The following is a 24,178-nucleotide window of genomic DNA, read 5'->3' as shown; positions in this document are numbered from 1 at the left end:
TCCTAAAGGGCGGTCGTTTGCGTCGTGAAGGCGCGGTTGAGGATCAGGGCGGCGGCGCCAAAGGTCGCAGTCATGCGTCCGGACGTGCCGCATTGGAGGCGGGGCAGGGTTGCATCCGGGCGGTTGGACACGGACAGCTTGGGCAGGGGTGTTCCCTGTGCGAGATGATCGAGGATCAAGGCTGGCATTGCGCCGCCCAGGATTACAGTTTGTGGATCGAACAGGTTTTCGATGACGCCCAAAGCTTGTCCCAGTGCGTCGCACGCAGTTTCAAGCCAGCGCATTAGGTCCGGGTCTGCCACATCGCACAGCCGGTCCAGAGCGTCGATGTCGAGGGGACCATGCGCGGCCAGGGCTGATTGGGCGGACACACGGCTGACCATCTGCTCCAGTGGTTTCAATCCATGCTTGGTCATGACCGGCAAGTTGCCGATCTCTCCGGCGTTTCCGAAGGTGCCTTCAACCAACTGCCCGTGGTGCACGAGGCCGAGGCCGAGGCCCGCGCCAAAATAGAGAAAGGCATAGTCCGTCAGGCCCTGCGCCGCGCCAAACCGCTCGGCCATGGCGGCGGCATTGGCATCGTTCGAGACAACAACGGCCCGTTCGAGGGCCTCGCCAAACAGCGCAGGCACATCAATCGTTTGCCATCCCGGAAGGTCTGATGCCTGACCAGACAGGCCAGTTGCGCCGAAGGGGCCGGGCATCACGATCCCGGCACCCAGCAAGCGGTCGGGCTTGACGCCGCATTCGCGCAGCATCTGGTCGCGGAGTTGCAGAACCTGGTTCACGATCTTGTCCGGTGCGAGATCGGTTAGCACCTTTCGTCTCGTCGCCCGGGGTCGGCCGCCCAGATCGACAAGGGAGGTCAACAGGACATCGGGGCGTATCTCGACCCCCAGTGCAAAGCCGCCCTCGGGGTTCACGGCGTATTGGACCGCAGGCAGGCCGCGGCCTGCACTTTGTGCGCCGCGTTCTATCAGCAAACCTTCGGCTTCGAGATCAGCGATGATATTGCTGACGGCTTGGGTGGACAGGCCCAGTGACCGCGCAATGGCGGCCCGTCCCATTTGGCCCGCACTGTTGATCTGGCCAAGCACGGCCTTTCTGTTTCGCAGTCGTGACCGGTCGGGATTCGCACCGGGACGTGTATCGAACAGGAGATCGGAACTGGTCATGACACGGCTTTAACTCAATCAATACAATAACTCAACTTACTTGAATATTAAAGTTACTTGGCTTAATCCTGAGAGGAATCGGCGACGGACAAACGGCGCCATCCAATAGGAGAGGTTGTTCATGACACGTTATCTGAAGGGTATGGCTCTGGCCGGGATGACCAGCGCGATGGCATTGCTTGGGTCCGCTGCGTCCGCGGTCGAGATTGAGTACTGGCAGTACTACTTTGACGCCCGCGTAACGGCGATGGAGCAGCTGATCGAGAATTTCGAAGCGGCCAATCCTGACATCACCGTCAAGATGACCCACTTTCCCTATGCCGACTATCGCACCAAGGTCGCCGCAGCGATCCCTGCAGGCGAAGGTCCGGATGTGGTGCAGTTGTTCTATGGCTGGCTGAATGACTATGTCGCCGCCGAATTGATCCAGCCCTTGCCAGCTGACACCTTCCCCACGGCGCAGATCGACGAGCAGTTCTTTCCTATGGTTCAGGCCATGAAGGAAGGTGACCAATACTGGGCCTTGCCGACGGCCGTGCGGTCGCTGGCTCTGTTCTACAATGAACGGTTGCTGGATGATGCCGGTGTTGAGCCACCCACGAACTTCGATGAACTGATGGCGGCAGCCAAGGCGATGACCAAACGCGATGGCGCGGGAAATATCACCCAGGTTGGTATTACGGCTGGCATGACAGCGCAGGACCACCATTGGTGGCGCGAAGGCCTGATCCGCCAATTCGGTGGGGAGCCGTATTTGGATGATTACCAGACGGTCAACTACAACACCGAAGCTGGACGAGAGGCACTGGAATTCTATGCGAGCCTGTTTACTGGCGATGATGCCGTATCTGCTATTGGGTTCATGGATGAACCGCAGGCTGCTTTCAAAGCGGGCCGTGCGGGTTTCCATATCGACGGATCGTTCCGCATCGGATCGCTGGACAAGACACGCGGTTTGAAGTGGGGCGTGACAGAGCTTCCCGCTACAGCGGACGGCGTGCAGTCCAACTATTCTTCGTATTGGGTGAACGCGATCACGACCAAGGCGGAAGGCGAGAAGTACGACGCTGCGGTGAAATTCATGGAATACGTCACCTCGGACGAAGCGATGCAGATCTGGTTGGATGTGGTGGGTGAGCTGCCCGCCAAACCGTCGGTTGGTCTGACCGAGGCCAATGCGAACAACGAGACCTACGGCCCCTTCATCCGCGGTTTGGCCTATGCCAACACCACCAAGTTTGCCAACGAAAGCGGTCAGCGTCAGCTGATGGTCGAGATGGTCGAGCGGATGACCCTTGAAGGTATGAGTGCCGCCGAGAGCCTCGCCATCGCTGCGGAGGCCGAGCAAAAGATACTTGACGACTACTACAAGTAACGACGCTCCCCCCAGCAGGTCGCCCGTTTCTGTCTCCTGTGGCGGCCTGCATCCTCATTTTCGGGACATCCGATGCGGCTGTATTCCAACCTCTCGATCAAGCAGAAACAGATCGTCTGGGCGTGGGCATTTCTTGCTCTGCCTGTTCTTTTTTATGGGATCATCCGGTTTTATCCGACCGGCACGGCCTTCGTCATTTCCTTTCAGGAGTGGAACCTGCTCGGGGACCGTACCTGGATCGGGTGGGTGAATTATGTCGAACTTTGGAATGATCCTGTTTTCTGGAAGGTCTTTGTTAACACTTTCGAATACCTGCTGATCGGCACGCCGCTGTCGTTGGTGGTGAGCTTTGTCATTGCCTACCACCTCGACAAACTGCGCTTCATGCACGGTTTTCTGCGGATGCTGTATTTCCTGCCCTTCATGACATCGGCCGTGGCTATGGCCTGGGTCTGGCGCTGGTTTTATCAGGACGTACCTATTGGTTTGTTCAACAACCTGCTGGCCTCTGTCGGCATCCCGCAGATCGCTTTCCTGAACTCCACCACCAATGCGCTGCCCGCAGTTCTGGCGCCGGCAGTTTGGGCCGGTCTGGGGTTCCAGGTGATTATCTTCATGGCCGGTCTGCGTGCGATCCCGCAAAGCTATTACGAGGCGGCAAAGATCGACGGTGTTGGTTGGTGGACCGTCCTGACGCAGATCACGATCCCGCTGTTGCGTCCCACTATCGTGTTCATCGTCGTCTTTTCGTCCATCGGGTTCCTGCGCATCTTTGACCATGTGTTCAACATGACCACAAACAACCCGGGCGGGCCGCTGAATTCGACCAAGCCGCTGGTTCTGATGATCTACGACACCGCGTTCAACGGTTTCAACATGGGTTATGCGGCGGCGCAAACCGTCGTGCTGTTCCTGATCCTTCTGCTCGTGTCGTTGGCGCAGCTTTGGCTTTTGCGGAGCGACTGAGCATGACCGCAACCGACATCCGCGCCTCCTCCGCCACGCTGGATCGCTCCGCGGTCACCAAGCCGCGCAATATGGGGCAGATCATTCGCTGGTTGCTGCTGTTTATCGGCGGGGTGCTAATGGTGATGCCCATCGCCTACATGATCTCGACCTCTCTGAAATGGCCGCATGAAGTCTATAACGTCAATCTGATCCCCCAAGAGCCGACGATCGAAAACTACACCTACGTCCTTGAGGACGGGCGGTTCTATTGGTGGTTTGTCAATTCGATCATCATTGCGACGATCACAACCATCTCGAACCTGCTGTTTGACAGTCTGGTTGGCTACACGCTTTGCAAGTTCCGGTTCCCCGGTCGACAGATCGTGTTCATCGCGATCCTGTCCACTTTGATGATCCCAACCGAAATGCTGGTGATCCCGTGGTACCTGATGAGCCAGAGTCTGGGCTGGCTGGACAGCTACTGGGGCATCATGTTTCCTGGTCTGATGACAGCCTTCGGCACTTTCCTGATGAAGCAGTTCTTTGAAAGCGTGCCGGATGACTTTATCGAAGCGGCCCGCATCGATGGGCTGAACGAGTTGCAGATTTGGTGGACGGTTGCCATGCCACTTGTCAAACCGGCATTGGCCGCCCTTGCGATCTTTGTATTTCTTGGCAACTGGACAGCGTTCCTCTGGCCTCTGATCGTTACGAACTCGGTCGAGATGTATACGATCCCCGTGGGCCTGTCTGGCTTTGGGGACGAGGCGGACGTGGCGTGGGAGTTGATCATGACGGGTGCGGCCATCTCGACCATTCCGACGCTTGTTGTCTTCCTTATCTTCCAGCGCTTCATCATCCGTGGGGTGGTGATGGCGGGGCTGAAAGGGTGATGACATGCCAGACACCGACCAGAGGTCCGACGCGATGACTGACCAGACCACGTTTCCCGACCCAACCTACCGCGACACGGTGTTGGCGCCATTGTTCGAAGGCGTCAAAATGCATTTCGCTCATGGCATGGCGCAGATCAACCGCGCCCATCTGGTGATGTTGGCCGAAAGTGGCATCCTTGGATCAGCGGACACACGTGCGCTGGCGCGCGCGTTGCAAGACTTCGAAGATGAGACCGATATCGCGGCGCTGACCTACACGGGTGAGCACGAAGACTACTTTTTTGTTGTTGAGGCGGCTTTGCGTGCGAAGCTCGGCGATTTGGGCGGCGCACTGCACACCGCGCGCTCCCGCAACGACATGGATCACACGGTGTTCAAGCTGGCGTTGCGGGTGCGCGTGCAGGGCATATTGAAGCTGCTCGCAGACCTCACACAAGCATTGTTGGAGAAGGCCGAGCTGGAGAAGGAGACGTTAATCGTTGCCTACACCCATGGCCAACCCGCGCAACCGACGACATTCGGCCACTACCTGTCGGCCGTGATCGAGGTGTTGCTGCGCGATATGGAGCGGCTGGATGCGGCAGCTGATGGCCTTGAGCATTGCCCAATGGGAGCCGCCGCGATTACCACCAGTGGTTTTCCTATCGATCGGGGCAGGGTGGCGGAACTTCTGGGGTTCGAAGGGCCGCTTCTGAATGCTTATGGTTGCATCGCTTCTGTCGATTATGTGACCGGCCTGTACTCCGCGCTGAAACTGCCCTTCGTCCATTTGGGGCGCGTGGTGCAGGATATGGGTGTCTGGGCGTCGTTCGAAGTTGGGCAGCTATACGTGCCGAATGCCCTTGTGCAGATTTCGTCCATCATGCCGCAAAAGCGCAACCCGGTCCCCATTGAACACATGCGGCACCTTGCAAGCGTCACAGCCGGGCGCTGTGACATGGTTGTGAACACGATGCACAACACGCCCTTCACAGACATGAACGACAGCGAAGGCGAGGTGCAGCAGGCCGGGTTTGCAGCGTTTGAAAGCGGTGGACGAATGCTCCGCTTGTTGCAGGCGTTTCTGCCTGCCTGCGAGATCAGTGATACCAACGTGGCTCGGAACACCGATGCAGCCTGCATCACGATTACCGAGTTGGCGGACACGTTGGTGCGGGACGAGGGGCTGACGTTTCGTCAGGCTCACGAGATCGCTGCGGTGACGGCGCATGCCGTGATTGCGGCTGGCGCGCCTCTTGGTCACGGCTTTTCTTCTTTTGCAGAAGCTTTTGAGGCTGAAACCGGCCGAGCCTCGGCACTTTCAGAAGAGCGGTTCGCGACAATTGTTTCGGCTCGACATTTCGTTGCTGTTCGCGATCGCCCCGGCGGCCCCGCACCTGTGGCGCTAAACGCTGCGTTTTCCGTCTACCACGCGGACTTGCGCCGCCTGATCGAACGCGCGACAGCTCGTGCAGACCGACACGTTGCAGCTTGCGCAATGCTCGACCACAGCTTCGCTGTGCTTCTGGAGACCTGATCCATGGCCAATCTGTCTCTCCGCACGCTTACGAAGGCCTACGCCCAGACCGAAGTTCTGCACGGCATCAACCTTGATGTGGCGGATGGCGAATTCATTGTCTTTGTTGGTCCGTCAGGCTGCGGCAAGTCCACCACCTTGCGCATGATTGCGGGGTTGGAAGAGGTTACGTCCGGTGAGGTCGTGATCGGCGACCGGGTCGTCAACCACCTTGAGCCCAAGGAACGCGACATCGCGATGGTCTTTCAGAACTATGCGATCTACCCGCATATGTCGGTGAAGAAGAATATCGCCTTTGGCTTGCGGTCTTCAAAGATGTCCAAGGCTGACAAGGAGGCGCGCATTGGCGAAGTCGCTGGCATCCTCGATATGACACATTTGTTAGATCGCAAGCCCGCCCAGCTCTCAGGGGGGCAACGCCAGCGGGTTGCCATCGGTCGTGCCATGGTCCGCGATCCGGCCGTGTTCTTGTTTGATGAACCGCTGTCTAACCTTGATGCACAGCTGCGCACACAGATGCGGCTGGAGATCAAGAAGCTGCACCAGCGGGTCGGAAACACGATCATTTTTGTAACCCATGATCAGGTTGAGGCGATGACTATGGCGGACCGGATCGTGATCATGAAAGACGGCCACATCCAGCAGGTCGGCACACCCTCCGAAGTATACCATTCCCCTGCCAATACCTTTGTTGCGCAGTTCATTGGCGCGCCTTCGATGAACATGCTGCCCGGCACGTTAAACGGTGGGGGCGTTCGGCTCGCGTCCGGACAATCCGTGGGCACCACCCATACCAGCACAACAAGCCGCCCCATCCTTTTGGGCGTCCGTCCGGATGATCTGACGTTGCAGGGATCCGGACCGACAGTTGTTACCGGACATGTTGCGGTGCGAGAGCCACTTGGTGCTGAAACGTTGATCTATGTGACGACCGAGGCGGGTGAAGTGATTGCCAAGGCCGATGGGCGCAACCCGCCCGACGTCGGTGCCCATGTCACGCTGTCGGCGGATCCCACCAACGTACATGTCTTTGACGCTGACAGTGGAGCGGTTCTGACGTGACGGGCGGGTCCACTCCCAGCATCCTTTGCGCGGGGCGGCTTTATTGCGACCTGATCTTTACTGATCTGCCACATTTGCCGCATCTTGGCGAAGAAGTGTTTGCCCCGGGCCTCAGTCTGCACGCGGGCGGTGGCGCTTTCATTACAGCGGCTGCAATTCAGGCGTTGGGAGGTCGGGCGGGGCTATGTGCTACTGTGCCGACCGCCCCTTTCACCGACACCGTTCTGCGGGACATTTCGATGGCTGGGATGGATGCCACCCTTTGTGTTGCTGCGCCTGCCGGGCAATCACCACAGATTACGGTTGCGTCCGTGCTCGGCAACGACCGCGCCTTCCTGACGCATGCAAGCGGACTGGCGTTACCTGATACCCAGTGGCCCCAAAATTGGCGCCATCTGCACATCGGAGAACTGCGGACACTGGTCGAGCATCCCGATCTTGTCGAGCGTGCGCGTGCGCGTCAAATGACGGTATCGCTTGATTGTGGTTGGGATGACGCCTTGGTCCATCAGGGTGCTGATATGGCGCGCCTTATCTCCGAGGTTGACCTGTTCTTGCCCAATGCGTCTGAACACGCTGCCCTCGTAGACAGTGGCCTTCCTGCCAACGCGGCGCCCCTTACCGTCGTGAAAGATGGGGCGCGGGGTGCGCGCGCCGAGAGTGAGGGCGATGTGCATCATTGCCCGGCCCTGCCGGTCAAGGTGGTTGATACAACTGGTGCAGGTGATGCTTTCAATGGCGGTTTTTTGGTCGCGTGGTTGTCCGGTGTTGGGGTGCCCCGGGCATTGTCTACCGGTGTTCGCTGCGGTGCCGCAGCAGTTGGGCAAGTGGGTGGCACCGGTGGTTTGACCGATCTCCACCGCATTCAAATCGAAGCGGCGGAGTAGCTCGGATGTCCTTTGCGTCCGACGCGACACGGACGTCGTGATCTTTGCAGCATGGCGCCAAGCCCGGTTTTCAAGCCTCACACACTGAAAGCACGCCGCTTCGCGACCACAGGCGCTAACGTGAAGCGACCACATTGTTGCAAGATGGAATGCCACCGGTGAAGAATGATTCAGATACATGGCGGGCTTCGGTCACGATGAGATTGCTTTCGGCATCCCACACCATGTCATGAGTCCAGACGACATCTCCTGATGATGATACTTCCAGAAGACGCCCATGTTCAGCTTCGGTCAGCAACAGGTTTCCGTTCGGAAGCGTTTGGTGCTTACCGCGCCGCCATGTATAGAATGGCTCGGCTTCCGTCCCTTCGAAGTCAACTGAGACGCTGTTGTCGCGGGGGTCTATCCGGAGAATGCGAGAGCGCATCGCGCCTGTGGCATTGTCGAAAACAGTGATCGTGCCATCAGGTTCGAAGTCCGGGTCGTGTTGTTTGAACCAGGGTCCGTGCTGCCACCATTTCAGCACCCCTGTTTGCGGATCGACCACTGCAACAAGGTTTGGTTCACGCAGGCTGAACATCAGATCGCCAGCTTCGAACATGGGAAATACATCGGCCAGCTCTGGGCGCAACATCTCGACATCGTTGGGATGAAACGGGTCATCAAGATAGGTGATTTGCTCAGCTGCATCACCCGGCATACGCACGCGAATGTCAAAGATGCCACGCTGATCGCCGCCCTTTGCTGCGATGATGTCATTGCGCAGATTCAGCGAAAAGGTCTTTTCGCCTGTTTCCTCATCCAAACGCACCATGTCTTCACCGTACCACGTCCAGATGCCCCCGGCACCGTCACGGGTGATGGAATGGTGAAAGCCACCGCGCACACTCCACATGGTTTGCCCGCATTGGTCGACACGCGCGATGGCATTGCCCACGTCGAAGGTCACGACGAGAGAGCCATCCTCGAACACCTCCATCCCGTGAAGCATGACGTTTTGGGGCGGCGTCTCAGGATCAAAGTTTTCGTAGTTTATCGGCCAACGGTGAATCTCATCACCATTTTCATCCATCATGCGGACAGCAAAAACTGATGTGTCCTGATCATCGCTGAGCCCTGCAATCAGGACGTAACCCGGCGCGCGCTCTGTCCCGGGTCGACGCTCGTAGCCACGATCAAGGGTAGCCTCACCTCGATCGTTTGGGGCGACCAGGTGACGTGTCGGTTCAAGCCCGATATCGTTGCGCCAATTGCGCGACACGTCCAGATACGTGCGATGTGCTTCACCGATCTGCGGGGCAGGAAACCAACCCCACCAAGACGAGACAATGCCATACACCATGGCAATCAAAGCAAGCGAGACGATGAAAAAACCTGGGGCAAAGCTGTCAGATGATGGCAATTTCATTTCATGACCTTTCCAGTCGGCGAAAGCGTGCGGCCAATTGCCTGGCTGCACAGTTCCGCATGTAGAATGTCGGCGCGTTGCAGCAGGCTGGGTGACGCACCAGAGAGAGAGGGGGCAACTCGGGGTGCGCGCAAGATGTCGGCCACGGCCGAGACGCTGTCTTGATCGTCGAGCTCGATTGCCGCAGCGAGTTCGGGCAAAAGCAAGTTGGGTTCGGTGCAAAGTGCATCGTGATCGACAAAAACTGTACGCGGCCCCGCTGTGGAGAGCACATGTTGATATGCGTCAATCCAGTACCGCAACCAGAAGTCTACTTGTTCTGGGGTTGGTAAACCTGTTCGCAGGGTGCTGAACTCTATTGGGCGCAGTGCCGCGCCAAATTCGAAATGCCCAATCCCTTCCATGTATCGGCGTGCGAAGGGTTCGCGGGCGTGCAAATCGGCAAAGCGCAGGTGCTGCGTTAGGAGTGACCTGACTTGTGCACGTGGATTGCGGATTGGGACCACGATGGACGCGTCTGGAAAGAGGCGTTCGAGAAGGGCCAAACGTGCGATGTTCGCGTTGTTTTTCGAGATGTAGCGCGTGGCGCCGGGCTTGGTGGTAACAATCTTGGCCATGTGGGTGCAAAAAAAGGCTTCGAACTCTGGCTTTCGATCTTCCGCTGTCCAGGGTGTGATGTGATTGTTGGCGAAATGTTCGGGCCAAAAGGCCATCCAGAGCATTTCCTCAAACGCTTCGGGACTGTCCACACCGACTTCGATGCCGTCCCCGTGCGCCCGCTCACTTTTGTCCCCAGCCTTACGAAACTTGCGAGAAAACCCGCCCCACAGGAGGGGTGACAGAGTAAACGGCATGTGTTGGTAGGTGGCCGAAGCAAAGTGCGGCAGGCTGGCAAGACCTTCGAGCATAATCGTCGTACCGGCACGCGGCAGAGATGTGATGAAGACAGGTTGTCGGGATGTTTCCGTACGAATGCGGCGACGATAAAGCTTGGTTTCCAAAGCACCCAATCGGATTTGCCGCTCGGGCGATGCAAAGGCGAAGTCGTGCAGCGCCTTGTCGAGCGGGCTGTAGGGCACTTCGGCAGGCGCGTTGGCTTCAGGGGTTGTTTTTTGCAGCTTTTCTAGCGCGATCCAGAGCGCGATGGCGGCTGCAGTAGAGCCAATGATAAAAGGCCAGCCAAGCGCGACCGAAATTGCCTTGTCGACAGTGTAAAAACCAAGTGCCGCGCCGCCCCATACGATGAATGCTGACGCGCCTAATGATGCGACACCTATGGCAGTGATCCAGAAGAACCCACCCAACAGCTTGATGGATGCGCGCTGTACCTGTGCTTCCTTGTCCTCAACGGCGATGTCGCTGTTCATCATGACCGACAACGCCTGCTGGGTCGTGTCTATGATGCCACCAGCGACCCGTTGGGTGTCAAGAATCCGCAGGACAGCGATAAATGCGAAAAGGCCCAGAACAAGGGCGGCGACGCTCAACTTTCATTCTCACGGGGGGTCTGGATATCTGCCTTGGCTTTTCGGGCGCGTAGCATCCTTTTGACCGGGTACCAGATGAATCCGACGATAGCGAGCACGAGCGCAGCCAAGAGTGCAATCATCGTGCCAATGGCGGTAAGACCAGCACCCGGCCCAACATAGGCCTGTGCAGCGGCGGGCATCACAACCAATGCGATGACCAGTAATGTGGGTGAGTGGGTCACACCCGAAACCCATGTGTCGCGCTTCATAACGAAATCCTCACTTAACACGACCAAATGCGACCGGGACAATCAGACAGGTCGACATGATCGCTTTTGCTCTTTTCGCAACACAGTTGTGAGTTGCCGATGCAGCAGCAAGGTATGGGGCGGAAAGCGGCGAAAGCCTGCCAGATCACTCAATCCAGACGGAGCATTTTCGCCCGTTTGAGCGTTCCAAGGCGGTCGAGTGTGAAACGCCGCCTTGGATCAAGAAGATTTGACTGTCTCGGGGTCGGGGTACAGGCGTCGCCTCAACGGGAGTCGCCATGGTCGCTGGCTATTCGCGAGCCGTTTCCAGTTCGATATCCGGTTCACTTGCTTCGACCGCAGCCATGTCCACACCCAGAGCCTCGATTTTGCCCTTCATCAGGAAGACGTTGTAGACTGGCTTCCAGCGCGACATGGTGAAATAGACCGCGTCGTCGATTTCCAGTCCCGGTACGATATAAGGAGCGTAGAGACCTGGATATTCATCGGCATGCGCGACGATTTGGGGCGCGCTCCATGGGCCGGTCATTGTTGGTGCGCTGCGCAGAATGACCGCTTTTTCGACAGGCTCAAGATACATCATCAGCCAGGATTGGTGCACGTTGCTCCATGCGACGGACAATTCGCCTGCAGGTGCTGGAACCACCGCTTTGGCGTTATGAATGTTCGTGGACCATCCCTGGCCGTCCCAATACATATACGCTCTTGGGTCAAATACGTCCTGTGGGGTAACACGGCCAAGCCGTACACCTCCGAACCGCCCCTGCGGAATACCAAAAACGTAGATCATCCCGTCGTGTTCAACATAGGCCACTTGCTCAAAGCCCGTGCCTGCAGGCCACATCGCGGTTTCCGATCTTGTCCAGTTCTGACCGTCGTCATCGGAATAAGCGAGGCCGGAACGGCGGACATACCATTTGTCATCAGCGCCCCACATGCGCACAGACATGTAGTGAAGCACCATCCGTTCTCCAAGCGAGATGCCGTTTGTCGGAATGACGGTCCATTCCAAGCCGGGTATTTTCGCCGAGCGGATAATTTCCTTGGCCGCTCCTGTCGCACTTTCGATCATTGAAGAGATCGAAAAGCCGTTGGCCGGGTCAGGATCGGCGATGCGTGCTATGGTATTGCTGCGCCAATCGCCGCCATCTGGTCCATATGTGTCACCGAACACCATGTAGAGTTCGCCCTTATGGGTAAACATGTGGCCCAGATCCGTGCCATGCACGTTCCAGCGCGTGTCCGTGGCGTTTTGGGATCCGGACCCCGTCAGCTGGTTCACGATTTCGGTTTCCACGATGCGCAGTGCGCCTGGGATCGATGTTTCCAGCATATCGCTCTGTTGTCCAAAGTCCGACAAGGCCATCACATCCACAGTGTCAGTACTTTCTACATCAGCAATTGCCATAGGCAACTGACCAGAACAGGAGAAGATGAAAGCTGAAAGCGATACACCAAACAGGGCTGAGGATATGCGCATATTAGAGTACCTTCTATGGCCGGAACACGGTTGTAGTCGGAACGTCTCGGGCACTGCTTGAGAATCAGTAAAGAACCCGTCGCACATACGTGCGTTGCGCCTGTCAACAGATCAAGCGGATTATCGCTCATATGACGTAATGTAAGAAATCTTGACGCTGCGTCATACAGCGTCATTCCACCCTGGTCGGCGAAGGATGCCTATTCCTGTAGCAGCTCTTGTGATGTTCCCAAGCGGGTGCAAACAAAACCATAAGCTGGCCACGTTACGGGCTCCGGTTGATTGATCGGCAGCGTAACGCACGACAGGTGCGGATTGCGGTGTTCGATCCAGCGCAACATCTGTTCCCCATCTGTTGGGATGACGACACCTCCAACAGGGCCGAGTTCAGGTATCACCTCCTCTGTCCGCCACGTGACGCGGTAGGTCGCCGGTTGCGGCACCTCACCCAGAAGCTCGTGGTAGAGCGTGGCCATCCTCAGCTCATAGGACATCGACACAACGGGATTGTCCACGGGGGACTGTGCAATCACGATGCCCAACGTATCGACCAAGTCGGCGTAATCTGGTTCGCGGGCGCCTAGGTACAAGGCCATTTCAGCCATACGTAAAACGCCCATGGCCAAAAGGAGCACACCGAGCCAAGGTTGCAGTCTTGGCCATCCCTTCAGCCACCAACCGATAGCTGCGACCGCACCGACAAGCAGCGGGCCTAATACGGGAAGGTGAAACGCTTGGATATCGTAAGCCCCGTACCAGATCATGAAGGGCAGAAATGCAAGTGCCGTACCAAGCAAGAGCGCGATGCCTGCCCAATCGGCATTGCGCCTGCGCCAGCCGATACCGAACGCCAAAAGACCGAGTGCTATGATGGGAATTGAAAGCATGGGGTGCGCTTGACTGAGCGTACCAAACAAGACCGATGCAGTTTGCAGCGATTTGAGGCCGGAGCCATAAAGATCGCCGAAATAGGTGCCCGCAATGTAGTCGATCAGTTCGGAGGTTGTCGGTGGCAGAGGCAGGTATTCGGAGTACGCTGTGGTTGGGGCGTGTGTGACCCATGCGAGATAGAGATACTGGCTGGCCCCAGCGGCAAGTAACCCAAGAACAGCAAGCAGAACACGCGGGCGCAGAAGAATGCGGTGGTGTGTGGCCATCACCAGCAGGCCGACCGGTGCCAGCATGACCATCATGAGATGATTGCCGAAAGACAGCGCATAGATCGCGCAGGCGAGAATGAAATAGTATGTTTGCTTGGTCTCGACGAAGAGGATCAGCGCAAACACGACGGAAAGAATGAACGCCAAAGCGAGGGGATAGACCTCGGCCTCAGTCGATTGCACGGCCATCAGACCGGCGCTGCCCAGAAGGAATGCGGCTGCCGCACCGAAAAATACGCTACGGGTCAGCCTTCCCACGATCAGGAACGCCATAGTGACTGCAAGCGCGCCGGGCAAAGATGCAAGGGCTATGGTCATGACGCGCCAGGGTTCGAACGGAAGATCGAGCACGCGCACGATCGTCCCAATCAGCAGAACGAACGGATATCCGGGCCCATGGACAAGAATTGAGGTATGACCGAGGGTCTGGAACTTTGCAGAGTCACCCGCATTCAGCATCCCGCCGAGGCCGGGAAAGAGCAGGCTGGCATAGTAGGTCAACCAGACCAGAAAAATCGTGATCGCCAGCCATGGGCTTTGGTAGGCGGGTCGATCGTGTGTTTGGGTGGTGGTGGGCATCTTCTCTCGTTTCGCATGCCGCGTTAGGCTGCCGTATCGACGGTCAATCGCCTTGGAGCATTGGAATACATTAACCTATCTCTGAATGGTGTTGCCCGGTCGCCCAGGTGTTGCGGCGATCTCAAGCTGCGGTACGCCCGCGGCGACCATGGGTGAAAAGAGCGTCCCTCCGATTCCAAAGGGCAAATCGACATTCTTTGCGACCTGCTCGGTCTCTGTCGTTTGTGCAGCCGACAGTTGGGCATTGCCCATGACATACACTGCGCCACTTTTAAGGCCGACTTCGCCCAGCATGTCGATTTCAAGCCGGTCACCTGCAATGTTTAGCCGCGAAATACGCGCTGTGCCCGCTTCGATTCCAACTTGGCTGTCGATAAAATCGAACTGCGTACGACCAGCAGCTGGGATGAGCGGACCCTTTTCCTTGGTCATGAACTGGCGGCCGTTTGCCAGCGTCTCAAGCGTTGCGGTCACATCAGCCCCTGTGAGGCTGCCATCCTGCATTGAGGCCGTGACAGAACCAGCCATGCTTTCAAAGACTTCACCAAGCGTTTGACCGCGCCCGGCAAGTTGCAGATCTGCATTGAGTATGCCCTCGGGCAACTGGGGTGTGCCAATCAGACGTTTCTGCATCTTGCGAGATATCGGTTGCAAGATTTCGTAAACGGACGCATCAGAAATTTTGGCAGACATTGACAGGTCCGCTGCCCGGTCGATTTCAGCACTCGCTTCAATCCGGCCCAATGTCTCACCTTGCGCTACCATGTCCAAAGACATGTTTTCGTTGCGTGAGACGAACGACACGCTCACGGTATCAAATGCAGCGCCGCCGAATGCAATGTCCTGACCTTCCAAATCAAAATCGATTTCGAATCCCCTAAGCCAATGGGTTGTGATTGGCGCAGTAGTCCAATTCCCTTCACCGACCCTCTTGATCGCGTCGGAAATGGCAGCATCTGCCGAAACCTGCAGTGTTTGCAGTCCTGGGATGATCAAGGTGTTTGACGTCGTGCGCAGAGTCAAATCTCCCTCAAGCGTAATACCAGCCTTTGAAAACGTGGCATTGGAGAGGCGGATTGTCGTGGGCGTCACTGCAAAATGCCCGTCGATCAACAGGGGGCCCGGCCCAAAGATATTCAAACTACTTAGACCAGGCAGCAGATCTGCGAATAGGCTGTTGTCGGTTGTGTCATCTGATGGGTTGTTGTCCTCATCGGCGGCCACCGCGTCAAAGCTCAAAGACAGCGCGCCGTCGCTTCCGCCTTCTGAGAAAAAGGCGTGCGGATCGTCAACCTGCAAGTCCATGAAGGTACGGTGGGACCCGGCAATGAAATCGCCGTTGATCGCAATTCCTTCGGATGTGCCCCGTTGCATGACCGAAAGGTTCAGGCCGGAGATGCTGGTGTTGCCAGCAAAATCCAGAACGCCATCAGTTACAACGATATTGGCAGGCGTTTCACTGGCATCCTTTTCTGCAAACGCGAATTCTGACCACAAAGAGTTTGCCAAGCCGTCCTGATCCAACGAGATGTGCGGACGGTGCAAGTGCAGGCTTGCGACTTCTCCGCGCCCCGCAAGCAGTGGCGCGACCCTGAGCGTTGCATCAAGCCGACCTGAGGTCAGGAATCCTTCGGCCATACTGGCCTGGTCAACTGTGAAGACCGGGTCCGCAACGACAACTCGGAAGTCGGGGCGTATCGAGACTTCGGAGGATTCATGCAACATCAAATCGGAACTGGCGAGACGCCCAAGCTCGTGATTGATGCTGTCACGCACAACGCTGTCCAGGTTCAGCTTTGAAAGCAGCAAGAACGCCCCTGCGCAAATCGACAGAAGGCCAAGGGCGACCATAACCCATCGTGCTGCAAGACCGAAACTTTGTCCGTTTCCTGTTCTCATCATACTCCTCCCAACCGTTCACAATGTAACGGCGGTTTGTGCCTTCGGATCACATCCTCAATACGCTTTCCGCAGTTTGAGGCCGGCACCGCTGAGCGACAGATTTCATACCGCAGGGCTTGTCACCATTCCGAAGAATGATTCCTAAGACACGGTGTTTTAGATACGTTTTAGTTTACAATGTAGGCAATCTGTTCGGCGTGGGTCATTATATTTGCTGCCCATTTCCCGGCCTTCCGCCGCCGATACCCCTCTCAATTGGGCGCATCCCTGCCGATGCCAAAGTTGCTCTGCCATCGGGTTTGCAACCTTTTTGCTTTTGTACCCACGCTGCTTCAACCAGCCAATCAGCTGCCGACTGTGACCTGTTCATATGAGGCTTTTGAAGGGTTGGGCGGTCAGACGCACGGCGCAATGCTGAAAAGGAACCTGAATGTGCCGTCACCACATCGATCGCTGAGAACGGGCCTCGTAACGGGAACAACCAGAGAGAGATTTACGCATGTCGGTCAAGAACCACGTCGATAGCATGTCCAACTCTGACTTGCAGCAACTGCACGAAGGTCAACGCGATGCGTTGGCCCGGGATCGGGTCGAGGCCTATGTAAGCTTGCCAGATCTGGAAACAGCCATCGACACACCGTTGGTGGTCGATCTTGATGGCACCTTGCTACGCTCAGATTTGCTGGTTGAGACCACGTTTCGCCGGTTGGGACGCAATCCTGGTGCGATCGTTGGTATGCTTCAGTCGCTCAGTGATGGAAGAGCCGCATTGAAACACTTCCTGTGCGCGGGCGCTGATTGTGCACCTGAAACTCTGCCTTATGACAAGACGATCCTGTCGATGATCCGTCTTGCGCACCTTGCGGGCCGTTCCGTTTATCTGGCGTCGGGTTCGCACGAGGACATGGTAAAGGCAGTTGCAGATCATCTGGGTATTTTCTCAGGCTATTTTGCAACAACTTCGTCGGTGAACCTGTCTGGCAGGGCCAAGGCGGAACGCCTTGTGAAAGAGTTCGGAAGCAAGGGTTTCGACTACGTCGGCAACGGCGCTGCCGATTTGCCAGTCTGGGAACATGCGCGCCAGCCAATTGCCATTCGGACAACCCAACGTGTCGCGACGCGTCTGCGTGAAATGGCTCCGCATGCGCAGTTTGTTGAACACAATCGGTCGACATTGAGCGATTGGGCACGGCAATTCCGTGTCCATCAATATGCCAAGAACGCCCTTGTTTTTATGCCGATGATTGCAGCGCATGCGCTTAGTTTTGAAAACCTGTTTATCACGATGGTCGCGGCTGTGGCGTTCTGCCTTGCGGCGTCGGCCTGCTACATTCTGAATGATTTGGTTGACCTTCAAGACGACCGCGCACACCGGACCAAGAAGGATCGTCCGCTGGCGCGAGGCGACATTTCACTGATCCATGCAATGCTTGTTGTGCCGATCCTACTAGTCCTCGCAACGGTGACGGCGCTTTCACTGTCACCAGCATTTGCGTTGGTTCTGGCCATCTATTTTGCGATGACGACAGCATACTCCTTTTTCCTCAAGAAGATCCTGCTCGTCGACGTGCTGACGCTGGCAGGTCTTTACACCATCCGCCTGTTGGGGGGTGCAGTGGCAATAGGTGTGGTGCTGTCTTCCTGGCTGATGGTGTTTGCGCTTTCGATCTTCGTGTCGTTGGCGCTGATGAAGCGGTTCGTAGAGCTAACCGCCTGTGCAGATGCGGATCGAGCGTCGCCAGACAACCGGGACTATGAAAATGTGGACCTCGGAATGCTTGCGGCCCTGTCTGCAGCCGCTGGCTTTAATGCCGTGACTGTTCTTGCGCTTTATGTATCCGGCAGTTCTGTCACCAGACTCTACAGCAATCCCGAGATCCTCCTGCTAGCGTGTCCGATCATGACTTATTGGATCGGCCGGGCACTCATCCTGGCGCAGCGGCGGCAGATGCAGGATGATCCGGTCGTCTTCGCCATAAAGGACCCGATGAGCAGGCTAAGCGGCCTTGCGATGCTCGCGGTGTTCGTATCGGCAATCTGACGGGCAGGTCATGCTAAGATTTCTGTCAGAAGGTCACCCAATTGGGCGCTATGTGGCAACCGCAGTCCTGTCGGTGCTAGCGAACCTCCTTGCCCAAGAGATGACTGTGCGCGGCGTGCCGGATGCACACCTGATGGTGTCGATCGTTGTCGGAACGCTGGTCGGCTTTTTTATAAAGTATGTTGTCGACAAGACTTGGACGTTCCGCGAACGTTACACGACGCCCTTTGGCGAAGCGCAGCGCATCACCCTCTCCGGTCTGTTCAGCGTTTTAACAACTCTGATCTTCTGGGCATTCGAACTTGGGTTTCATGCCATCTGGCAGACGGATTTCGCCAAGTATCTTGGTGCGGTTCTTGGCCTCAGTATAGGGTACATTCTCAAGTTCTGGCTTGATCGGCGCCATGTCTTCAGGGAGAGCACCGTTTGAAAGACTTGAGCGGTTGGGGCCGATATCCCCGCGTGTCGGGACCGCTTAATGCGGCGTTTGACATCCGCCCGGCTGCCGAGGCGACTGCAGCCCTGCCGGGCGTAATTGCGCGCGGTCTTGGACGGTCGTACGGGGACGCTGCCATCGGGCGCAACAACACTCTTGATGCGACGTGGCTGAACCGGATGCAGGGGTTCGATCCTGACACGGGATTGTTGACAACCGAGGCGGGTGTGTCTTTGGCGGACATTATCGCGACCTTTCTGCCGCGCGGCTATTTTCCATGCTGTGTCCCCGGTACCCGCTTTGTCACGGTTGGGGGCATGATCGCGTCGGATGTGCATGGAAAGAACCAGCACAACCATGGCACCTTTGGCGATCACGTCGAATGGCTGACGCTGGCACTGCCAGATCATCGGGTTGTCCGTTGCAGTCGGAATGAAAACGCGGAGCTTTTCACCGCAACTATTGGCGGTATGGGACTGACTGGAACAATCCTGTCCGCTGGGTTTCGTTTGAAGCAGGTCGAAACTGGCTGGATCCGCCAAAACACGCATGTCGCGCGCAATCTGAGCGAGGCAGTTGCCTTGCTGCGCCAGACCGCAAGCGCGACCTACACCGTGGCTTGGATTGATGTGCTGGCCCGCGGCGCCTCACTGGGGCGGTCACTGGTTCTGGAAGGGGAGCACGCCAGGAAAGACCAACTGCCCTGGGGGGATGTGCCATTTCCGCACGCACGGAATGGTCGGATCGGGGTTCCGACCGACATGCCCAGCTGGATGTTGAATGCGACGACGGTCAAGGCATTCAACGAGCTTTACTACAGGAACGGTGCTCGAAAGGCTGACCGGACGGTGCTCGTGCCTTGGGACGCCTACTTCTTTCCACTCGACGGTGTTGCAAACTGGAACCGTATCTACGGGCGGCGCGGCTTTGTGCAACATCAATGCGTCATCCCAGATGCCAAGGCTGAAAGTGTGGTGTCCGAGATACTCGAACGTATTTCTAGCCACGGCGCCGGTTCGTTTCTGGCTGTCCTCAAGCGTCTAGCGTCCGGCTCTGGGTTGATGTCCTTTCCGATGGATGGCCTGACACTCGCCCTCGACATACCGCTGAGCGATAAACTGATGCCATTGCTAGCCGAGATTGATGCGCTGGTCGTGGAAGCGGGTGGGCGGATGTATCTGGCAAAAGATGCGACCCAGTCGCCGGAGACCTTTGTTGCAGGTTATCCGCAACTTGGTCAGTTCCAACGACTTCGGAACGAGATTGGGGCAACAGGCCAGATGGCCTCGAAACTGTCTGAGAGGCTGGGAATATGAGCGATACCGATCAAGAGCCTTCACAGAAAAGTCTGCTTTTGGTTGGCGGCACCTCTGACATCGGTCGGGCGGTGGCGGCGGCCTATGCCGCGATGGGCTGGAAGATCACGCTCGCTGCGCGTGACGTCGAAAGCGCAGAGCGCAACGCAGCCGATATCCGGACACGGACGGGGGCACACGAAGTCGCTGTACGCCCCCTCGATATCCTGGATGCGGCACGGTTTGAAACATTTCTGGATCGGCTTGATGCATTACCGGACACCGTGGTGTGTGTTGTCGGAATGCTGGGCGATCAGCAACGTGCGCAGGAGGATGCGGAATACGCGACACAAGTGATGCGCACCAATTTCGAAGGCCCCGCCCTGCTGCTTGAGATGGTGGCCGCGCGTTTCGCCGCGCGTGGGCGCGGGCTGATCGTTGGGGTCAGCTCGGTTGCCGGTGATCGGGGTCGGGCCTCGAACTATGTATATGGCGCGGGAAAGGCCGGGTTTTCCGCCTATCTCTCAGGGTTGCGCAACCGGCTCGCGGGCACAGATGTGCAGGTGGTTACCGTCAAACCAGGCTTCGTGCGCACAAGCATGACGGCAGGTATGGATCTTGCCGGCCCGCTGACTGCTGAACCGGAGGCTGTTGCCGAACGCATCGCCGGGCTTCAGACCCGGCCCGCCGACGTGATCTATGTGCTGCGCGTGTGGCGCCTGATTATGTTTATCATTCGGTCCATTCCCGAAGCTGTGTTCAAGAAGCTGAAGCTTTGAGGTGTCACACTTGTCACGAATAAGCACTCATTTCTCGCCAATCGCCGTGGCGACATGGGCAACAACGGTGATATGCGCGGCTCTTCTGGTTCTGCCGGGCGTCACCGCAACATCGATGTATTTCAACGACATTCTGATCTTTCTCGACGGTGCATATCGCGTGGTTCATGGTCAGGTGCCAAATCAGGATTTTCACACGGCATTGGGGCCACTGAACTATTACCTGCCGGGGTTTGGCTACTGGCTGACCGGACAGCTTGGTATGGCCATGCCCTTGGGTATGGCTGCGCTGATGTTGGTGACCGCACCGATCATGGTCCATGTTTTGGGAACACGGATGCGCCCACTCATTGGTGTGCCGCTCGCCATCTTCTTGATGCTGTTACTCGCCACACCGATGAACACGGGCGAGATACCTGCAAAAATCTCGTTCGCCATGTTCTACAATCGCATCGGTTGGGCGCTGCTGGGCATTTTGCTGGTGATGCATCTCCAGCCGGAACGCTCGGTGCGATGGCAGAGGTGCTTGGATGCCGCTGCCGCGGCGATACTGACGATGCTGCTGGCCTATACCAAAATGACTTACGGGGTGGTTGCCTTTGGGTTCCTGGTCCTGATGCTGCTGCAATCTGGGCAACGCCGTTGGGCGGCCGGAGCAATTGCGCTGTGCGGGATCATCGGGCTTGTGGTCGAAGCGTTCTGGGGTGGCACATGGATGCATATTTCTGATCTGGTCGAAGCCACGAAAGTCAGCGGTGTCATCGAACCTTACATTTATGCGCGATCCTTCCTTCTCACTTCCGGTGAATACGTGGTTTTCGCCCTGATTGCGGGTTTAGCACTTTGGCAGCGGCCACGCGTAACAGATTTTCTGTTCTATGTGTTTTGCGGTGCGTCAGGTTTCGCGCTGCTCAACCAAAACTTTCAGATGATCGGGATTGTGAGCATGCTGGCGGGTGCCGCCGTCGCGGCAGAGATACTGTCACGTCATCAACAGACGGCCTCCCCAACGCTACAAACTGTTGTCCGCGGCGCGCCGTTTGTGGTCGTAATCCTGCTGCTACCCGTAGCGCTCTCCTCCGCAGCCGCTGTCGGCGTTCACGCGACGGTTGCCGCTACACGGGCGGGCGTCGCGCTTGAAACACCCAACGGCCAAGGCTTGCGGATCGTCAACATCCTCAACAAGGGGCAGTTCGAGTTTTACAGCGGCTACGGACAGACCTTGGAAAGCGGCAGCGCGTTGCTTGCCTCGCTTGATAGGTCGCCATCCCGTGTTCTGGTCATGGATTTTGTCAGCCCCTTTGCCTCACTTGCGGGATTGCCCCCGCAAGAAGGGGGCAACGCCTGGATGCACGACAACCGCAACTTCGACCTCGATGTTCATCTTCCTGCAGAAGAGATGCTGGGTGGTGTAGAGGTCGTCATGATCCCGAAGCAACCCGTCGCAGAAGGAACGACCGAGAAGATGCAGCAGATCTATGGTCCATACCTCGAGAAGCACTTTGAACTTACGAAGACGAGCGAAGCCTGGTTCCTTTACGAGCGTCGACCGGCGAACAAGACAGACATTAATCCTGTCGGTCCCCAAAACAGCTAGTCGGCTAGAGCACACCGCCAGAACGCATGACAGGGCTTACCCCTGTCCGAGTTCTACCCACGCATCCGTCAACCAGGTTTCAGTCAACGCGCGGTCCCTAAGTTGCAGATAAGCACGTAAACTTACGGGTTCCGGGCCGGTTTGTTCGAAATCGAAGGTCAGCCGCCAATGATCGGTTCCCACGACGGGGTACGCATCAATTGGTTCGAGGATACGACCATTCACAGCATCGATGACTGGTACAACACCACTATCGCGATTTAGCCCGTTCAAAGACGGCCCTTCGAAATCGATCACCATCTTGCCAACGCCCTCTGGCAGTGGGTCGCCGGGTACACCGCCCTGACCCTGCCGCGTCGCTACGACCCAGGCAACAGCTTCCGGCAAGGGATCACGTGCGCGCCATTCGATCTCGTAGTCAAATTGGAAGGCAGCACCCTTGTCGGTTGCGCTGTCTGGCACCCAGTAAGAGACGACGTTGTCAAAAGTTTCGTCTTCTGTTGGGATCAGCACAAGTTGCACTTGTCCGGGTCCCCAATCTCCAATTGGCCTGACCCAGGCGGACGGGCGTCGATTGTAAAAAACGCCATCGTCCTGGTAGTTTTCAAACGTGCGGTCGCGTTGGATCAGTCCGAAGCCTGCAGGGTTTTCATCCATGAAGCTTGATGTCGTAACACTTGAAGGATTGCTCAGTGGTCGCCAAAGCCGTTCGCCGCTTCCGGCTGCCATGGCAAGGCCATCGCTATCATGAATTTCCGGACGCCAGTCCTCACCCCCGGCGCGGTCGCGCTCTGAATACCAATACATGCTGGTGAGTGGCGCGACGCCCAACCGTTCAATCCCCTCGCGCAAGAAAAGATGCGCAGAAATGCGTGTCAAATGCCCACCATAGGCCGCGTTACGGACAACGCCGAACCGATAGGCGCCCGTAATCGAGGGGCCGTCCAGCTCGGCCCAAATGGACAACTCTTCGTCATCTTGTTCAGGTGGGCCAAGCCAGAATGCAGTGAACCGGGGGAACTCCTCGGGCGTGTTCAATCCGGTGTTTATTGCGATGCCACGCGTTGACAGCCCGTATTGTGCTTCGGGTCCATCTGTCCGAAAATACGACGCGCCGAGAAAGGATATCCAGTCGGGTTCGAGGCCCGGCCGCATGACTCTGAAGCCTGCAAAACCAAAGCCTTCGGGGAGGTCGAGCGCGGGATTGTCTTCGGGCATCGAGAAAAAATCGCGGATGAAAGGCACTTCGTGTGCTGTACCCGCTTCGTCCCGTATATAAATCCGAACCGGTTCAGGAAAGTAGCGGCCCGGGTGGAAAAGCTGAACAGGTGCCTTGTTTCTTCCGACGTAAAGCGTTGCGTCCTCTCGAAACTGGATCTGCCAGTGGGCGCTGTAGTTTACCTTCTCGATCAGCTCGGGCGCAGGGATGTGGACTGGCTCAAATGGTTGGGTCGCAGCATCGCGAGCTTTGTCGATCAGTTTTTCAAATGTCACAGGCTCTGTTGAACCTGCCGCGCCTGATTGTATCCCGTCCCAAAGGCTTAACGTCAGAAAGGCAGCTGATCCGCCAAGAACAGCACGGCGCGAGAGCTGCGGGAACAGGGTGTGCCGCCTCCCCTGGCCATATGCCGCCGTTTGGGAAGATGAAGTATTGATCGATTTCATGCAAAAAGCCTCACCGCGTTAAGGTGTTTTGGTTCGGGTGATAAGTTGTTGTCCGTATGTATAGGCCTGCATGGGCCACCATCAATTTCCTGTGCCGGAACCGGCGCAACTTCGCCGAGTTTGCAAGGCGATGTGCGCTCATCCGCCTCTGCATGCGTCACGGCAGCAGAACCCATCAGGCTGTTCTGCAAAGAGGGGGCTGCGAGGTATCCTCTATTGCTCACCCCTGTGCTTAAGGC

19 protein-coding genes are annotated in these 24,178 nt (G+C 57.1%); 11 read left to right on the top strand and 8 right to left on the bottom strand.

Translation table 11 applies throughout. From position 1 onward, the window contains the following. Nucleotides 1-2: 2 nt before the first annotated feature. Nucleotides 3-1,175 carry an ROK family transcriptional regulator gene (locus AC53L6_RS06905; protein ID WP_496907299.1) on the bottom strand — a complete coding sequence of 391 codons (1,173 nt, stop codon included), beginning with the start codon at nucleotides 1,173-1,175 and terminating at the stop codon, nucleotides 3-5. Nucleotides 1,176-1,296: 121 nt separating this feature from the next. On the opposite strand from AC53L6_RS06905, the gene AC53L6_RS06900 reads away from it, so the two are divergent. The 6 genes from AC53L6_RS06900 to AC53L6_RS06875 all read left to right on the top strand — a co-directional run bounded on the left by AC53L6_RS06900 (nucleotide 1,297) and on the right by AC53L6_RS06875 (nucleotide 7,859). Continuing rightward, entirely contained in the window at nucleotides 1,297-2,550 is a 1,254-nt protein-coding gene (locus AC53L6_RS06900; protein ID WP_496907298.1) for an extracellular solute-binding protein, read from the top strand. Between the two features lie 72 nt (nucleotides 2,551-2,622). Next, nucleotides 2,623-3,516: a carbohydrate ABC transporter permease gene (locus AC53L6_RS06895; protein WP_299206242.1), complete on the top strand. Its 894-nt coding sequence runs from the start codon at nucleotides 2,623-2,625 to the stop codon at nucleotides 3,514-3,516. A gap of 2 nt (nucleotides 3,517-3,518) precedes the next feature. Then, nucleotides 3,519-4,391 (top strand): carbohydrate ABC transporter permease, encoded by an 873-nt coding sequence (locus AC53L6_RS06890; protein WP_299747737.1) that lies wholly within the window; start codon nucleotides 3,519-3,521, stop codon nucleotides 4,389-4,391. Between the two features lie 4 nt (nucleotides 4,392-4,395). Beyond that, nucleotides 4,396-5,910, top strand: coding sequence for an argininosuccinate lyase (gene argH, locus AC53L6_RS06885; RefSeq protein ID WP_496907297.1), 1,515 nt, complete (start codon nucleotides 4,396-4,398; stop codon nucleotides 5,908-5,910). 3 nt (nucleotides 5,911-5,913) lie between these two features. After that, complete coding sequence (locus AC53L6_RS06880) at nucleotides 5,914-6,972, top strand: ABC transporter ATP-binding protein (protein ID WP_496907296.1); 1,059 nt, start codon at nucleotides 5,914-5,916, stop codon at nucleotides 6,970-6,972. Next, nucleotides 6,969-7,859 carry a carbohydrate kinase family protein gene (locus AC53L6_RS06875; protein ID WP_496907295.1) on the top strand — a complete coding sequence of 297 codons (891 nt, stop codon included), beginning with the start codon at nucleotides 6,969-6,971 and terminating at the stop codon, nucleotides 7,857-7,859. The genes AC53L6_RS06880 and AC53L6_RS06875 overlap by 4 nt, the downstream gene beginning before the upstream one ends. A 115-nt stretch (nucleotides 7,860-7,974) precedes the next feature. Here the strand turns inward: AC53L6_RS06875 and AC53L6_RS06870 are convergent, their stop codons facing one another. From AC53L6_RS06870 to AC53L6_RS06845, 6 genes are all read right to left on the bottom strand, one after another. Next, nucleotides 7,975-9,267: an arylsulfotransferase family protein gene (locus tag AC53L6_RS06870; protein WP_496907294.1), complete on the bottom strand. Its 1,293-nt coding sequence runs from the start codon at nucleotides 9,265-9,267 to the stop codon at nucleotides 7,975-7,977. Continuing rightward, nucleotides 9,264-10,754: a sulfotransferase gene (locus AC53L6_RS06865; RefSeq protein WP_496907293.1), complete on the bottom strand. Its 1,491-nt coding sequence runs from the start codon at nucleotides 10,752-10,754 to the stop codon at nucleotides 9,264-9,266. Before AC53L6_RS06865 ends, AC53L6_RS06870 begins: the two co-directional genes overlap by 4 nt. Then, nucleotides 10,751-11,005 carry a hypothetical protein gene (locus tag AC53L6_RS06860; protein ID WP_299747747.1) on the bottom strand — a complete coding sequence of 85 codons (255 nt, stop codon included), beginning with the start codon at nucleotides 11,003-11,005 and terminating at the stop codon, nucleotides 10,751-10,753. The genes AC53L6_RS06865 and AC53L6_RS06860 overlap by 4 nt, the downstream gene beginning before the upstream one ends. A gap of 289 nt (nucleotides 11,006-11,294) precedes the next feature. Then, a complete protein-coding gene (locus tag AC53L6_RS06855) occupies nucleotides 11,295-12,485 on the bottom strand; it encodes a glycoside hydrolase family 183 protein (RefSeq protein WP_299206226.1) in 1,191 nt (396 codons plus the stop codon). A 200-nt stretch (nucleotides 12,486-12,685) separates the two neighbouring features. After that, a complete protein-coding gene (locus AC53L6_RS06850; protein WP_496907292.1) occupies nucleotides 12,686-14,224 on the bottom strand; it encodes a protein O-mannosyl-transferase family in 1,539 nt (512 codons plus the stop codon). Between the two features lie 75 nt (nucleotides 14,225-14,299). Then, a complete protein-coding gene (locus AC53L6_RS06845) occupies nucleotides 14,300-16,126 on the bottom strand; it encodes an AsmA family protein (RefSeq protein ID WP_496907291.1) in 1,827 nt (608 codons plus the stop codon). Nucleotides 16,127-16,625: 499 nt separating this feature from the next. Here AC53L6_RS06845 and AC53L6_RS06840 point away from each other — a divergent pair, with 499 nt between their 5' ends. Genes AC53L6_RS06840 through AC53L6_RS06820 form a run of 5 tightly spaced genes read left to right on the top strand, consistent with a single transcriptional unit; the run spans nucleotide 16,626 to nucleotide 22,274 of the window. Next, complete coding sequence (locus tag AC53L6_RS06840; RefSeq protein WP_299206220.1) at nucleotides 16,626-18,167, top strand: UbiA family prenyltransferase; 1,542 nt, start codon at nucleotides 16,626-16,628, stop codon at nucleotides 18,165-18,167. A 10-nt stretch (nucleotides 18,168-18,177) separates the two neighbouring features. Then, a complete protein-coding gene (locus tag AC53L6_RS06835; RefSeq protein ID WP_299206218.1) occupies nucleotides 18,178-18,597 on the top strand; it encodes a GtrA family protein in 420 nt (139 codons plus the stop codon). A gap of 32 nt (nucleotides 18,598-18,629) precedes the next feature. Next, nucleotides 18,630-19,919 (top strand): FAD-binding oxidoreductase, encoded by a 1,290-nt coding sequence (locus AC53L6_RS06830; protein WP_496907290.1) that lies wholly within the window; start codon nucleotides 18,630-18,632, stop codon nucleotides 19,917-19,919. After that, a complete protein-coding gene (locus tag AC53L6_RS06825) occupies nucleotides 19,916-20,677 on the top strand; it encodes an SDR family oxidoreductase (RefSeq protein WP_496907289.1) in 762 nt (253 codons plus the stop codon). Before AC53L6_RS06830 ends, AC53L6_RS06825 begins: the two co-directional genes overlap by 4 nt. Nucleotides 20,678-20,723: 46 nt before the next feature. Then, nucleotides 20,724-22,274: a glycosyltransferase family protein gene (locus tag AC53L6_RS06820; RefSeq protein ID WP_496907288.1), complete on the top strand. Its 1,551-nt coding sequence runs from the start codon at nucleotides 20,724-20,726 to the stop codon at nucleotides 22,272-22,274. A 36-nt stretch (nucleotides 22,275-22,310) separates the two neighbouring features. On the opposite strand, the gene AC53L6_RS06815 is transcribed toward AC53L6_RS06820, so the two are convergent. Continuing rightward, nucleotides 22,311-23,939, bottom strand: coding sequence for an OpgD/OpgG family glucan biosynthesis protein (locus tag AC53L6_RS06815; RefSeq protein WP_496907287.1), 1,629 nt, complete (start codon nucleotides 23,937-23,939; stop codon nucleotides 22,311-22,313). Nucleotides 23,940-24,178: the final 239 nt, after the last annotated feature.

The sequence above is a fragment of the Tateyamaria sp. LSS28 genome, from assembly GCF_059611725.1.
This window is presented reverse-complemented; position numbering and strand designations above follow the sequence as displayed.

Coding starts and splice junctions, on each gene's coding strand:
- AC53L6_RS06905 (WP_496907299.1), bottom strand. CDS start 1,175: ATGACCAGTTCCGATCTCCTGTTCGATACACGTCCCGGTGCGAATCCC.
- AC53L6_RS06900 (WP_496907298.1), top strand. CDS start 1,297: ATGACACGTTATCTGAAGGGTATGGCTCTGGCCGGGATGACCAGCGCG.
- AC53L6_RS06895 (WP_299206242.1), top strand. CDS start 2,623: ATGCGGCTGTATTCCAACCTCTCGATCAAGCAGAAACAGATCGTCTGG.
- AC53L6_RS06890 (WP_299747737.1), top strand. CDS start 3,519: ATGACCGCAACCGACATCCGCGCCTCCTCCGCCACGCTGGATCGCTCC.
- argH (WP_496907297.1), top strand. CDS start 4,396: ATGCCAGACACCGACCAGAGGTCCGACGCGATGACTGACCAGACCACG.
- AC53L6_RS06880 (WP_496907296.1), top strand. CDS start 5,914: ATGGCCAATCTGTCTCTCCGCACGCTTACGAAGGCCTACGCCCAGACC.
- AC53L6_RS06870 (WP_496907294.1), bottom strand. CDS start 9,267: ATGAAATTGCCATCATCTGACAGCTTTGCCCCAGGTTTTTTCATCGTC.
- AC53L6_RS06860 (WP_299747747.1), bottom strand. CDS start 11,005: ATGAAGCGCGACACATGGGTTTCGGGTGTGACCCACTCACCCACATTA.
- AC53L6_RS06855 (WP_299206226.1), bottom strand. CDS start 12,485: ATGCGCATATCCTCAGCCCTGTTTGGTGTATCGCTTTCAGCTTTCATC.
- AC53L6_RS06850 (WP_496907292.1), bottom strand. CDS start 14,224: ATGCCCACCACCACCCAAACACACGATCGACCCGCCTACCAAAGCCCA.
- AC53L6_RS06845 (WP_496907291.1), bottom strand. CDS start 16,126: ATGATGAGAACAGGAAACGGACAAAGTTTCGGTCTTGCAGCACGATGG.
- AC53L6_RS06840 (WP_299206220.1), top strand. CDS start 16,626: ATGTCGGTCAAGAACCACGTCGATAGCATGTCCAACTCTGACTTGCAG.
- AC53L6_RS06835 (WP_299206218.1), top strand. CDS start 18,178: ATGCTAAGATTTCTGTCAGAAGGTCACCCAATTGGGCGCTATGTGGCA.
- AC53L6_RS06825 (WP_496907289.1), top strand. CDS start 19,916: ATGAGCGATACCGATCAAGAGCCTTCACAGAAAAGTCTGCTTTTGGTT.
- AC53L6_RS06815 (WP_496907287.1), bottom strand. CDS start 23,939: ATGAAATCGATCAATACTTCATCTTCCCAAACGGCGGCATATGGCCAG.